13 protein-coding genes and 2 tRNA genes are annotated in these 12355 nt (G+C 38.2%); 10 read left to right on the top strand and 5 right to left on the bottom strand.

Annotation, left to right across the window (positions count from 1 at the left end):
• Positions 1-48: 48 nt before the first annotated feature.
• Positions 49-240: a bacteriocin-like protein gene (locus tag ACM46_RS21115; RefSeq protein WP_131707644.1), complete on the bottom strand. Its 192-nt coding sequence runs from the start codon at positions 238-240 to the stop codon at positions 49-51.
• Between the two features lie 129 nt (positions 241-369).
• Here ACM46_RS21115 and ACM46_RS21110 point away from each other — a divergent pair, with 129 nt between their 5' ends.
• Together ACM46_RS21110 and ACM46_RS21105 are read left to right on the top strand one after the other, a co-directional pair.
• Positions 370-843, top strand: coding sequence for a hypothetical protein (locus ACM46_RS21110; protein WP_048508672.1), 474 nt, complete (start codon positions 370-372; stop codon positions 841-843).
• 11 nt (positions 844-854) lie between these two features.
• A complete protein-coding gene (locus ACM46_RS21105) occupies positions 855-1034 on the top strand; it encodes a DUF6496 domain-containing protein (protein ID WP_048508671.1) in 180 nt (59 codons plus the stop codon).
• 125 nt (positions 1035-1159) lie between these two features.
• Here the strand turns inward: ACM46_RS21105 and glgP are convergent, their stop codons facing one another.
• Positions 1160-2827 carry an alpha-glucan family phosphorylase gene (gene glgP / locus ACM46_RS21100; protein ID WP_048508670.1) on the bottom strand — a complete coding sequence of 556 codons (1668 nt, stop codon included), beginning with the start codon at positions 2825-2827 and terminating at the stop codon, positions 1160-1162.
• 202 nt (positions 2828-3029) lie between these two features.
• On the opposite strand from glgP, the gene ACM46_RS21095 reads away from it, so the two are divergent.
• Both ACM46_RS21095 and ACM46_RS21090 read left to right on the top strand, forming a co-directional pair.
• Positions 3030-3827: a hypothetical protein gene (locus ACM46_RS21095; RefSeq protein ID WP_048508669.1), complete on the top strand. Its 798-nt coding sequence runs from the start codon at positions 3030-3032 to the stop codon at positions 3825-3827.
• A 170-nt stretch (positions 3828-3997) separates the two neighbouring features.
• Positions 3998-6097 (top strand): T9SS type B sorting domain-containing protein, encoded by a 2100-nt coding sequence (locus ACM46_RS21090; protein WP_048508668.1) that lies wholly within the window; start codon positions 3998-4000, stop codon positions 6095-6097.
• Between the two features lie 83 nt (positions 6098-6180).
• Here ACM46_RS21090 and ACM46_RS21085 read toward each other — a convergent pair whose 3' ends face one another.
• Positions 6181-6516, bottom strand: coding sequence for a nuclear transport factor 2 family protein (locus ACM46_RS21085; RefSeq protein ID WP_157859472.1), 336 nt, complete (start codon positions 6514-6516; stop codon positions 6181-6183).
• An 81-nt stretch (positions 6517-6597) separates the two neighbouring features.
• On the opposite strand from ACM46_RS21085, the gene ACM46_RS21080 reads away from it, so the two are divergent.
• The 3 genes from ACM46_RS21080 to ACM46_RS21070 all read left to right on the top strand — a co-directional run bounded on the left by ACM46_RS21080 (position 6598) and on the right by ACM46_RS21070 (position 10170).
• Positions 6598-7185 (top strand): DUF1572 domain-containing protein, encoded by a 588-nt coding sequence (locus tag ACM46_RS21080; RefSeq protein WP_048508666.1) that lies wholly within the window; start codon positions 6598-6600, stop codon positions 7183-7185.
• Between the two features lie 69 nt (positions 7186-7254).
• Positions 7255-8601 (top strand): tRNA (N(6)-L-threonylcarbamoyladenosine(37)-C(2))-methylthiotransferase MtaB, encoded by a 1347-nt coding sequence (mtaB, locus tag ACM46_RS21075; protein ID WP_048508665.1) that lies wholly within the window; start codon positions 7255-7257, stop codon positions 8599-8601.
• Positions 8602-8652: 51 nt separating this feature from the next.
• Positions 8653-10170, top strand: coding sequence for an FMN-binding glutamate synthase family protein (locus ACM46_RS21070; protein ID WP_048508664.1), 1518 nt, complete (start codon positions 8653-8655; stop codon positions 10168-10170).
• 67 nt (positions 10171-10237) lie between these two features.
• Here ACM46_RS21070 and ACM46_RS21065 read toward each other — a convergent pair whose 3' ends face one another.
• Positions 10238-10984 (bottom strand): hypothetical protein, encoded by a 747-nt coding sequence (locus tag ACM46_RS21065; RefSeq protein ID WP_048508663.1) that lies wholly within the window; start codon positions 10982-10984, stop codon positions 10238-10240.
• A 55-nt stretch (positions 10985-11039) separates the two neighbouring features.
• Between ACM46_RS21065 and ACM46_RS21060 the strand changes: the two genes are divergently transcribed.
• Positions 11040-11480 (top strand): RNA-binding S4 domain-containing protein, encoded by a 441-nt coding sequence (locus ACM46_RS21060; RefSeq protein WP_048508662.1) that lies wholly within the window; start codon positions 11040-11042, stop codon positions 11478-11480.
• Positions 11481-11492: 12 nt separating this feature from the next.
• On the opposite strand, the gene ACM46_RS21055 is transcribed toward ACM46_RS21060, so the two are convergent.
• On the bottom strand, positions 11493-12008 hold the full coding sequence (locus ACM46_RS21055; protein WP_048508661.1) for a shikimate kinase: 516 nt from the start codon (positions 12006-12008) through the stop codon (positions 11493-11495).
• Between the two features lie 114 nt (positions 12009-12122).
• On the opposite strand from ACM46_RS21055, the gene ACM46_RS21050 reads away from it, so the two are divergent.
• Positions 12123-12195 (top strand) — tRNA-Lys (locus tag ACM46_RS21050).
• 37 nt (positions 12196-12232) lie between these two features.
• A tRNA-Leu gene (locus ACM46_RS21045) sits at positions 12233-12315 on the top strand.
• Positions 12316-12355 lie beyond the last annotated feature (40 nt).

Here is a 12355-nt window from a genome sequence, read left to right as displayed (position 1 = left end):
ACAGAACCCTAAGATCCTGCTTTTTGTTATTATTTTTATAAATTTTTCTTACTCAATAGGAGGGTTTAGTTCTGTTAAGCAAACCGGAAGCGTGGGATTACATGAGTTTTGCATGGGTGGAACAGCATACCACATCATGGTTTGGCAGGTAACCGGATCTGAACATCTTTTCATTCCTGGCAGGCCTCCACCCTGTAATTCCCTTAACTGTACTCTTGAGATCTTTTTAAGATTTTTCATGATTGTCATATTTTTTTGGTTGAAGGACCTAAACTAGTAAAAAAAATCATTCATCAGTGATTTTTTTGAAATTAACAATTTGGCAGAAAAATTGAATATATTATTTCATAATCAAATCAAATAATAATTATGGAAACGAATGCATACAATCAGAAACTGAATCGCTATGTCTTAAGCGATCAGATTGTTTATACCGGATTTTCAAGCTTTAAAGATGCTCAGGAATGTGCAGACAAAAAAGGAGGAACTTTGGTTGAAGTTGGTTTTAAAGACGGAAATGATAATCCGCAGATTACAGATGAAGCTGGTCTGATTGAAAAAAAGCTGCATTATTACGTTAATGCCGGTGAGGAATATAAATTTATTCATTCCTCAGATCCCGGTTTTAGAAAATACGCGGACGAGCTGCAGAAAATAAAAGCCAGCAAAGATAAAACCAGTCCGGACGAAAGGTATTTTGCCAGTTTTGAAATCGAAAATATAGAAGACCCAATCATTGTGATCAAAAATGATCATTTTGAATCGGTAACTTCCAGAGAACGCTCAAAGTATTTGAAGCACGCCGAAGTTTATGAATTAGGGGTATCCCTGCCAAAATCTTAAAAACACATCATATGAGCAAGACCAAATATTCAGAAAAAGCTCAGGACAAAATTGGAGAAGTCATGCACGAATTCAAGGAAGGAAAACTGAAGTCTTCTTCCGGCAAAAAAGTGACAGACAGAAAACAGGCTATAGCCATAGGGATTTCTGAAGCCAGGGAAGAAGGCTTGAAAGTGCCGAAAAAGAAATAATTTCCAAAAAAAAATGGCGGGAACCTCCGGTTCCCGCCATTTTTTTTTGGAAAGCTAAAAAGCAAAGAAGGCAAATAGCTACAGTCGAAAAACAGCTAAATGGGCTTATCAGCTTATTCGCTTTCTTAGCTCTTTACCCCATTATACAGAATCCTGTAATATTCATCCGCCATCCTGTCGCTGTTGAAGTGTTCTTTGACATCATCCATCGCGTTATACTGAATTTTTCTCCATCGGTCCGGATTATCGTAATAGGTAGGGAGAATTTCATTTTCAAGAATTTCATACAGGGCATTGAGGTCGTAAGTATCCTGTTCATAGATGCTCATGTTTACATAATCTGCTTTGGGAACCACAAATGAGTTTTCTCCCGGTTTTGCAAATTCAGGGATCCAGCCATCATCGGTAGAAAGATTCACGGAAGCGTTCATTGCAGCCGTCATTCCTGAAGTTCCGGAAGCTTCTCTTGGTACTCTTGGGTTATTGAGCCACAAATCAGAACCCTGTTTCATGGATTTACTTAAAGACAGTTCATATCCGGTAAGAACGGCCATGTTTTTATGATTTTTGCTTTCCTCTACTAAAGTATTGAAAGTAGAAATTGCAGAATAATCCATCGGATAGGGTTTTCCTGACCAGATAATCTGTACCGGATATTTCGGGTTGTTCAATAATCTGTAGAATCTTTCTTTATCGTGAAGCAGCAGATCTGCACGTTTGTAGCCTGCAAACCTTCTTGCCCATGCTATGGTGAAAATATTGGGATTGAAAAGATTTCCTGTCTGGTCTGCAACAATGGTGAATAATCTTTTCTTTAAATGCTTTTTGCGGTAATCGAAAACAGTGGCATCATTTTCATCTTTGGCGTTATAAAGAGGCTTGTCTGACCAATATTTGAACTCCTGTGCATTGGTAATGGATGTTATTTCGCAGATTCCCGGATATTTACTCCACATCGCTCTGGAAACCACGCCATGCAGCTGAGAAACCCCATTGGCTATTCTTGCCATTTTTAAAGCACATAAAGAATGATTGAAACGGTCATCATCGGATCCTTCAATACTTTTTATATCCTGCATGCTGAAACCTGAAAAATAAGACATATCATAGCACAGTTTCAGGTTATGTTTTTCATTTCCGGCCTCTTCCGGTGTGTGAGTGGTGAAAACCAGCTTTTCTTTTACCTTGTTCAGGTCGCCGTTGTATTTTCTCAGCAGATAAAAAGCAGCGGGAAGTCCGTGAGCTTCATTCAGATGATATACTTCTCTTTCGGCATTGATTTCATCCAGAAGCTTGGCGCCCCCTTTTCCCAGCAGAATGTATTGGGCCAGTTTGGTAGATTCGTTGGCATCATATAGTTTATGACAGATGGTTTTGGAAACGTGGTCGTTTTCCGGAACATCTGTGGAAAGGAAGAACATTGGAGCGGTATTGAAAATCTCAGGATCAAGGTACCAGACTTTTACCCATACCGGAGCACTGTGAATTTCGATCTGAAATTTTATTCCCGTATCTTCAAGAAAGCTGTACATTTTTTTTGTCCATACTGGTTGGAGCGTCTGATCATGATTTCTTGCCTGATCATAATATCCGAATTTCCATAAGATTCCGATCCCGATGAGATCCTGTTTCAGATTATAAGCACTTCTCATATGAGACCCAGCCAGAAATCCCAAACCTCCCGAATAGATTTTTAAAACCTGTTCAATGGCAAATTCCATTGAAAAATAGGCCACTTTTTTAGAATATTGAGGGTGGATGTCGTAAGGTATTTTAAAATTTTTAAAATCCATAAATCACAGTTTTGTATTTTGAGGGCTAAAGGTATTGATTATGAAAATAAACTTTACATTAATTATTTGATAAATTAATTTAAAAGTATCTTATGAATAGTTTTTTTACTTACCTTTATTATGTAAATTTTTGAAAATCAAAAGCTTCTAACGGTGGAAGCCAATATGGCATGTGTTCTTTGGTCACATAAAAAAATCACCTATGAAAAAGACATTTTCTGATGAAGATTTAATAAAGAATCTGAGCCTATATTACATGAACCGGCATTTAAAGAAAAAGCCGATAGAAAAGTATCACCGTAAAATAGACGAATCTCTGCTCCATGACCGTGAAAAATACAGAAAGAAATCCGAGATTCTGCTGCTTAATTCTTTTATGCATCATTTCCCCGAAGTAAAATTTGAAGATCTTACCTGCGAAAGTCCCGACTTTATTGCAAAACTCAACGACAAAAAGATCGGAATAGAACTTACCGAAGTGATCAATCATCTGGAAATGAAAAAGGTAGAAAGCACCTTGAATAAGATGTTCCGTCAGGCCGAAATACTATTAGAACAGGAAGACACCGCGAAATATCGTGGTGTTTATTTTTTAGAATTCCATCCCAATATAAGGTTTGATCATATAGAAGAGCAGGAAGAAAATATCATCAGCATTTACAGGAGTATAAAGAAAAACAAACCTATAGGCTGCGTCAAAAGTATGCGGAAATCCTTTCACCGCAGAAATGTTTTTATTACCCATGAATACAGTATGAATCTTTTTGATGAACTCTGCTCCGAGAAAATTCTCGAACTCATTGATAAGAAGAATGAAAAATTTCCTTACTACGACACTTCTGTGGATGAATGCTGGCTGGTAATTGTTTCCGATATGAATTCCATAGCCTCCAGATATACATTTATTCAGGACAAAGAACATTTGAAGGAAGTAAAGAGCCCTTTTCATAAAATTTTTCATCTTGAAAACCTTTGTGGAAATATTACAAGTATAAAATAGTGGCTGTTTATTGTTGTATATCGTAAGTTTTTAACAGTTTTTATTAAAATAATTCAAACTTTTTAAAAAATATTTGTTTGTAATTAAATTATAGGTATATTTGGTAGGTATATGAAAATCAGTCATATTACATGATTTTATAAATCGAAACCATTAAAAATAATATATCTATGAAAAAACTTTTACTTCTTTTTCTTTTCGGAATTTCGCGGGTATTATTTGCCCAGGCAGACTGTGCTACGGCGCTCGCGGTTTGCGGAAATTCAAACATTACCTATAATCCGGTTGGCATCGGAAATGTTAATGAAGCATTAGGTGGGTGTCTGGCTACAGGAGAGCACAATTCAATCTGGTATAAGATAACCATTGCTACCAGTGGAACGCTTACTTTTAATCTGGTACCCAATGATCCGGATGCAGATTACGACTGGGCAATCTATGGCCCCAATACCACCTGTGGAAATTTAGGAGCGCCTATACGCTGTAACGCGGCAACCATTCAGTTGGTAGGAGCAGCAACAGGATTGAATATGGTAAGCACTATTACCAATGCTCCCGGAGGGTCATTCACGCCATATTGCCGGTTTTTGGATGTAATAGCGGGACAAACCTATTATTTATACCTTGATAACTGGGTTGATAATGCGAATCCTACCGTAGCTCCATTTTCTTTAACCTGGGGAGGAACGGCTACATTGGCATCTCCTTTTACAGATCCTGCTACACAGCCATTCCCGTTCAATCCGCCGGGAGTGCCTGCTGCTAATCCGGCAGATCCAAGAGAAGTGACTATATGCGGCAATCCGGTGATGTTTGATTTTTCTACACTATCCGCCGGAATTATCAACGGAAATCCTAATTTTAGTGTAAGTTATCATACAACGCAGAATGATGCTTTAACAGGGGCTAATCCTATCACGGCACCAATGATGGTGAATCCGACTCCTACTTATTTTTACAGCATAAGCTATACCGCTCCGGGTGATCCGAACAGCCCGCTCAATAAATGTAAACAGATTGGAACATTTAAGTTCAGAGACCGCGGTATTGCTGTCAATAATGTGACTCTGACTCAATGTAACAACAATAATGCAGGAACCGCCGTATATGACCTTACGGCAGCCAATATTATTGCAGATCCTACTGTAACCAAGAAGTATTACAATAGTCTTGCTGATCTCAATGCAGGCATCAATGAAATTACTAACCCTATGGCATTTACTTCCGCGGAAGCAACGATCCATGTTAAAGTGACTTCTACATTCGGATGTACTGCTATTGCGCAGATTACGTTGAGGTTCCATCCTGTAGTCGTAGTTAATGATGCTACATTAAGATCCTGTTCTATAGAAAGCGCCCCGGCTACAGCATCTTTCAATCTTACGGGAGCTATCGTAACTGTACAGGCCGGAGCTGTCAGAAGGTATTTCCGTTCTGTAACAGATGCAGTGAATCTGACCAATGAAATTTTAACACCAGCAACACATGTTGCTCCCAGCGGTGTTGCCTATGTAAGGGTTTCTAATGCACAGGGCTGCTTTAATATCGCTAAAATTACATTAGTCGTTATACCGCCGGTATATTCTGATGTTCTTAAAGATAAAATTATCTGTGTAGAAGACAGAACCACTTTGGATGCCGGACCGGGATTCAATGGATATGAGTGGAGTACAGGAGCTCTTACCCAAGTCATTAATAATGTAGGGGTAGGTACCTATTGGGTGAAGCTTAGAACGGGAGATTGTACTGTTACACAAAACGTGAAAGTATATCCTTCAGAACAGCCTGTTGTTTCCAATATTGATATTTCAAATACAACAGTTACTGTGTCTGTAATAGGAGGAACACCACCTTACAAATACTCTATGGATAATATCATATGGCAGGATTCCAATATATTCAATAATGTGAAAAGAGGCGATGCCAACATATTTGTAAAAGATTCTTACGACTGTGATCCTATTGATATCAGCATTGTAGTTCCAAATCTTGTGAATGTAATCACACCAAACGGAGACGGCTATAACGATGTGATTGATTATTCCGCATTGGCGAACAAGAAAAATCTGGTGATGAATATTTTCGACCGGTATGGAAACATGATCTTCCAGGTGGATAAATCTACAGGATACAAATGGGAGGGAACCAGCAAGAACGGAGTGAAAGTACCTACCGGAAACTACTGGTATACTGTAGGCTGGAATGAAAATGACAGATTGAATACTCCTATCAAATATTCAGGCTGGATTGTAGTCAAAAACAGAGACTAAGCTTTTTTAACAATAAACTATTTATGTAAAACCATTTCGAAAGGAATGGTTTTTTATTTGGATTTTACTGAACAGCCAACTTTCTAATTAAAAGCTTTCGTGTCTTTAAAATAATCAGAAAGATAAATGATTTTTCCCTCCTCCGAAAAGTGAACTACTGTACATATATTATTCTCGTAAGCTCCTTTATTAATCATATTTCCGTAAGATGTTGTCCGGTAAAAATATTTTTGACCTCCCAATGGGAAAATTTCAAAAACCTTCCATTCAATGGATTCATACCTTCTGAAAATGGCTCTGAATAAAGCTAAAATTCTATTCTTGCCGGAAATTTCTTTTGATGGAGGAATCCAGATTGTGCTATCATCCGTGAACCATTTTTCAAGATGTTCCGTTTTTAACGAATTCAGATCCTTCATAAAATCATTTATTTTACATCCCATACTGCCGTTTACCTTTATATACGGGAAAATAACTAACTTGGTTTTTATTTTAAAATCATGAAAGATCTTTTTATAAAACGTTTTAAATACTATAAATCTCTTGGAGACAAATCATTTGAACAGCTTTCTGATGAGCAGATCTTCTGGCAGTATAATGATGAAAGTAATTCCATTGCAGTAATAGTTAAGCATATTGCAGGAAATATGCTTTCAAGATGGACTAATTTCCTTACAGAAGACGGAGAAAAGCCGTGGCGTAACCGTGATGATGAGTTTATCAATACATTTAAATCCAGACAGGAAGTTATTGAGTGTTGGGAATCAGGATGGAAATGCCTTTTCGAAGGCCTGGATACGATTAATGACGAAAATTGGAATCAGACGGTTTATCTGAGAGGAGAAGCGCACTCGGTTATGGATGCAGTCTGCCGCCAGCTGGCTCATTATCCGTATCATATCGGGCAGGTTGTTTACATTGCGAAAATGACAAAGAATGAGAACTGGAAAACCCTTTCCATTGAAAGAAACAAGTCTCAGGAATTTAATAATGAAATGAAACATAAGTTTTCTAATGAAAATACAGATTCTAATTCATCTCCCGTATGCTTTCAGAACAGCCCTGAAGTAAGGGATGAATATAAATAATAGACTGAATCAATTTAGAATTATTATTAAAATTACTATCTTTGCACCCAGAAAATTTAGGAGTATATAATGTCTACTTTTCACGGAACTGCCGCATTTCATACGCTTGGCTGCAAATTAAATTTTGCGGAAACATCTACTATTGCCCGTCAATTAACAGATGCAGGTTATGATAAAGTAAGTTTTGATGAGAAAGCAGACGTTTATGTAATCAATACATGTTCGGTAACCGAAAATGCAGACCGGGAATGTAAACTTCACGTAAAACGTGCTATGAAGGCTAATCCGGAAGGGTTGGTTGTGATTGTAGGATGTTATGCACAGCTGAAACCTGAAGAAATTTCACAGATAGACGGGGTAGATCTTGTCCTGGGAGCCAAAGAAAAATTCAATATTTTAAGCTACCTGGACGATCTGGAGAAGAGAGAAAATGAAGGAATTGTCCATTCATGTGAAATTGAAGAAACCGATTTCTTTATCGGAAGCTACTCAATTGGTGACAGAACAAGAGCTTTTCTGAAAGTACAGGACGGATGTGATTACAAATGTACATATTGTACCATTCCGCTGGCCAGAGGAATTTCCCGTTCAGATACCATCGAGAATGTTCTTAAAAATGCCAAAGAAATTGCCGGAAGAGACATCAAAGAAATTGTTCTTACAGGAGTCAATATCGGTGATTACGGTAAAGGTGAATTCGGAAACAAAAAGCATGAGCATACTTTCCTCGACTTAATTTCAGAGCTGGATCAGGTAGAAGGCATTGAAAGAATCCGTATTTCCTCCATTGAACCCAATCTTCTGAAAGACGAAAGCATCGAGCTGGTTTCCCGAAGCAAAAGTTTTGTTCCCCATTTTCACATTCCGCTACAGTCGGGATGCGATGATCTGTTGAAGAAAATGAAGCGCCGTTATCTTACCAAACTGTACAACAACAGGGTGAATAAGATTCGCGAAGTGATGCCGGATGCCGCTATCGGAGTAGATGTTATTGTAGGATTTCCGGGCGAAACAGAAGAAAAATTCATGGAAACCTATAATTTCCTGAATGAACTTCCTATTACCTACCTTCACGTATTTACTTATTCTGAAAGAGAAAATACGGAAGCTGCAGACATGGATGGAGTAGTTCCTATTCCTGAAAGAAAAAAACGTAATAAAATGCTGAGAATCCTTTCTGAAAAGAAAAAGATGGCATTTTATCAGACTCAACTTGGAAAAACGCTTCCTGTTCTTTGGGAGCATGAAAATAAAGACGGCAAAATGTTTGGCTTCACAGAAAACTATGTGAGAGTCCAGAAAGATTTTGATCCCGCATTCGTTAATCAGATTGAATTTCTAAATTTAGAAAAAATCCTGTCAGATGGCACGGTTTCTGTGCAATCATCCTTCGAAAGTTTTTTAGCAAAAGCATAGTCTCTTTGCGAAATTTCTACTAAATTTATTTTAACTTTAAATACTACATTCATGAGAGATAAGTTTTTATCTTGGGGAATTGTATTGGTAACTGCTACATGGATTGTCGCATTACTGATCAGAGCGCATTACTGGATACCCATCCTGCTGTCCGCTATTTATGCATTGGGAGTTTACAACGCTTACCAGTCAAAACACGCCATTTTGAGGAACTTCCCGGTTTTGGGGTACTTCAGGTACTTTTTCGAAAGTATTTCACCCGAAATGCAGCAGTATTTCATCGAAAGAGAGACAGATGGGAAGCCATTTCCCAGAAACCAGCGTTCTGCAGTATACAGAAGAGCGAAAAATTTAAGTGATACCGTTGCTTTTGGAACGCAGTTAGAAGTTAATCACAGAAAATATGAAGGAATTAAGCATTCTATCTATGCCAAATCTCCTTCAGAAGAACTTCCTAGAGTTTGGGTAGGAGGAGAGCAGTGCACCCAGCCTTACCATGCTTCTTTATTCAATATTTCGGCAATGAGCTTTGGTGCATTGAGTGACAGGGCACAGATTTCGTTAAACAGAGGAGCTAAAAAAGGGAATTTCTACCACAATACAGGAGAAGGAGGCATTTCTCCCTATCATATGGAAGGCGGCGACCTTTGCTGGCAGATAGGAACCGGATATTTTGGCTGTAGAGATGAACAAGGTAAATTTAATCCGGAATTATTCGAAAAATATTCTACCCTTCCGAACGTGAAGATGATTGAGATCAAATTGTCCCAGGGAGCAAAACCCGGACATGGAGGGGTGCTTCCGGGAGTGAAAAATACACCGGCGATTGCAAAAATCCGTCACGTGACACCGGGAATAACTGTTATTTCTCCGCCGTCTCACACCTCATTCTCTGATGCTTCAGGCTTGTTGAGGTTTGTACAGCAACTGAGAGAGCTTTCAGGAGGGAAGCCGGTTGGTTTTAAGCTTTGTATCGGGGATACCAAAGAATTCGAAGATATCTGCGTACAGATGAACGTTATGAAGATTTATCCGGATTTTATTACCATAGACGGCGCAGAAGGAGGAACAGGAGCGGCGCCACCGGAATTTTCAGATGGAGTAGGGATGCCTTTGGAACCGGCTCTGATCTTTGTTAACAGAACCCTGAATAATTATAACCTAAGAAGCAAATTAAGAGTTATTGCCAGCGGGAAAGTACTTACCAGCTTGGATATTCTCAGAGCTGTGGCTATGGGAGCGGATATGTGTAATAACGCGAGAGGATTTATGTTCTCATTAGGATGTATTCAGGCTTTGAGATGTAACAGCAATAACTGTCCTACGGGAGTGGCCACTCAGGATAAAATGCTGATTAAAGGGCTTGATGTTACCGATAAAAGTGAAAGAGTGTATCATTTCCATAAAAACACGCTGCATACCTGCAATGAACTGATTGCAGCGGCAGGAAGAAGTTCTTATGAAGAAGTAGATGCCACTATGTTTATGAGAGGTGATGAATTTGATCATCTGGCAGATCTTTATTTCCCGGATATTTTAGGAAATGTAAAGCAGAAAGCCAGAACATAAGAGATAAATAAAAACAAAAACGCCTTCGTCTGAAGGCGTTTTTTTATGTCGATATTGTAATCTTAAATTATTGTCCTGCTGGTCTGTCAGCTCTTCCGTACACCTGGAAATTAAACACCATAGAGTAATTTCTCAAAGAATACTGCGTATTGTATGGATAATGAGGATCTCTTGCAAAAACAGCTCTTGATGGTACTAAGATAACTCCCTGAAGATTATAAGGTGCCCCGCTTGGAAGGTTATTGAAAGCTTTGAATTTTTGTATGGCCTCCTGAAATCCTTCAATTTCATAATAGCTTCTCTGTTGCGCTACTCCGGTTGTAGCAGCGGTAAGAACACTATTTTTAACATAGTAATACATAGGATCTATCAGTGGAAGTGCGCTACCGTTGATGGTATTGGAGATATTAAGAGACGAAATGAAAGATACATTTCCATCAGAATTGGCTGCCAGATAAGCGGTAGCTTTGATCATCATGGTAAGGATATCCTGCGGTTTGATTGTTTGACCTTCATCTACAGCTGGCTGTGCTCCTTCTCTCATGATGTATATTGTTCCTGAAGGAAGTGTTTCATAAGGCATATCAATCAGCTTCTTTTCATTATCATCACTGGTATCTGTAGTACTGAAGGCTTTTATATTTCCCTGGGCATCCAGATAATTCTCGGACATAAACTTTTTAATGGCCTGATCGTCATAATTATTCTGAACGGTGATATCTTCCGGTTCTTTATATGTTTCAACTTCATCATCTTTCTTACATGCAGAAAAACATAAAGATCCTGTCAGGATATATAAAAATATTTTTTTCATTTCAAAAAACTTTAATTACTTTACAAATAATATAACGGCAAAAGTATAAAAAATTATGAGAATAGATAAATTTTTATGGAGCATTCGTTTTTATAAGACGAGAAGTATTGCAGCAGAGGAAATTAAAAAGAACAGAGTTTCGATAGGAACCTCTGCCGTAAAGTCATCTAAGGAGGTAAAAGAAGGAGATATTATCAAGATCCGCAAAAATCAAATTGACTATAAAATAAAGGTGACCCAGATCCCCAAAAGCAGGATGGGAGCTAAGTTGGTTCCTCTTCATATCCAGGATGTGACCGATAAAGATCAGTATGAATTATTAAAACTGCGTAAAATGTCGCAGGATTATTACAGAAACAAAGGAGAAGGAAGACCTACTAAAAAAGACCGGAGAGAGATGGATGAGTATGTAGGGAATGATATTGCCTCAGACTTTACAGACTGGGATGATTTCTTTGGCGAAACAGCAGAAGGTACCGAAGAAAATGAAGATTAAATACGAAAAGCTCTAGAGATAGAGCTTTTCTATTATTTCCTGTACAATGTCTTCCGGATCTCTGGAATCTGTATTCACACTGAACTGTGCTTTGCTGTAAAATGCATTTCTTTCAAATAAATGCTTGGCGATAAACTCCGGCAGGTCTTCATCCGGGATATTCGCTATAATAGGCCTTTTTTCCTTCTGTTTTGAAATTCTTTCAAATAAAGTCCCTACAGAAGCTCTCAAAAAAACACTTTTTGAACCGTGGTTGATAATTTCCATATTATTATAGTAAACCGGGGTACCTCCTCCGAGGCTTAAAACCACATTTTCTTCCGATGCCAGAATTTCCTCCAGGGCCTCTCTTTCCAGCTTTCTAAAGTGAATTTCTCCCTTTTTTTCGAAAATCTCAGGAATCGTTAATTTATTTCGCCTGGAAATCTCTTTATCAAGGTCAATTAGCTTAAAATTTATTTTGTCGCTTAAAATTTTGGAAATGTGAGATTTGCCACTTCCCATGTATCCGATGAGTGAAATAACCATGAATTTTTTTTAAACAAATTTGCAAAAAAGTTTTGAGATAACGAAAAAACTCATATCTTTGCACCACTGAAAACGAGGGACATTATTCAAATGTAAATCGTGACAAAAGTGACCGACTCGGTAGCTCAGCTGGTAGAGCAATACACTTTTAATGTATGGGTCCTGGGTTCGAATCCCAGCCGGGTCACAAGCGAAAAAAATTACTAGATTTTTGTAATTTTATAGCCTGCGTGGTGAAATTGGTAGACACGCCATCTTGAGGGGGTGGTTTCCTAAGGATGTGCTGGTTCGAGTCCAGTCGCAGGCACTGCAACGAAATTTAATAATTACAAGTGAATTTATTTCAT

The sequence above is a fragment of the Chryseobacterium angstadtii genome (assembly GCF_001045465.1).
GTDB lineage: Bacteria > Bacteroidota > Bacteroidia > Flavobacteriales > Weeksellaceae > Chryseobacterium > Chryseobacterium angstadtii.
The sequence above is the reverse complement of the archived record's forward strand: the minus strand, read 5'-3'. Positions and strand labels throughout refer to the sequence as shown.

Bases quoted from the DNA above. Each gene is read 5' to 3' on its own strand.
- ACM46_RS21090 (WP_048508668.1), top strand. From the start codon at position 3,998: ATGAAAAAACTTTTACTTCTTTTTCTTTTCGGAATTTCGCGGGTATTA.
- ACM46_RS21055 (WP_048508661.1), bottom strand. From the start codon at position 12,008: ATGGTTATTTCACTCATCGGATACATGGGAAGTGGCAAATCTCACATT.
- ACM46_RS21060 (WP_048508662.1), top strand. From the start codon at position 11,040: ATGAGAATAGATAAATTTTTATGGAGCATTCGTTTTTATAAGACGAGA.
- mtaB (WP_048508665.1), top strand. From the start codon at position 7,255: ATGTCTACTTTTCACGGAACTGCCGCATTTCATACGCTTGGCTGCAAA.
- glgP (WP_048508670.1), bottom strand. From the start codon at position 2,827: ATGGATTTTAAAAATTTTAAAATACCTTACGACATCCACCCTCAATAT.
- ACM46_RS21115 (WP_131707644.1), bottom strand. From the start codon at position 240: ATGAAAAATCTTAAAAAGATCTCAAGAGTACAGTTAAGGGAATTACAG.
- ACM46_RS21085 (WP_157859472.1), bottom strand. From the start codon at position 6,516: ATGAAGGATCTGAATTCGTTAAAAACGGAACATCTTGAAAAATGGTTC.
- ACM46_RS21070 (WP_048508664.1), top strand. From the start codon at position 8,653: ATGAGAGATAAGTTTTTATCTTGGGGAATTGTATTGGTAACTGCTACA.
- ACM46_RS21105 (WP_048508671.1), top strand. From the start codon at position 855: ATGAGCAAGACCAAATATTCAGAAAAAGCTCAGGACAAAATTGGAGAA.
- ACM46_RS21095 (WP_048508669.1), top strand. From the start codon at position 3,030: ATGAAAAAGACATTTTCTGATGAAGATTTAATAAAGAATCTGAGCCTA.
- ACM46_RS21080 (WP_048508666.1), top strand. From the start codon at position 6,598: ATGAAAGATCTTTTTATAAAACGTTTTAAATACTATAAATCTCTTGGA.
- ACM46_RS21065 (WP_048508663.1), bottom strand. From the start codon at position 10,984: ATGAAAAAAATATTTTTATATATCCTGACAGGATCTTTATGTTTTTCT.
- ACM46_RS21110 (WP_048508672.1), top strand. From the start codon at position 370: ATGGAAACGAATGCATACAATCAGAAACTGAATCGCTATGTCTTAAGC.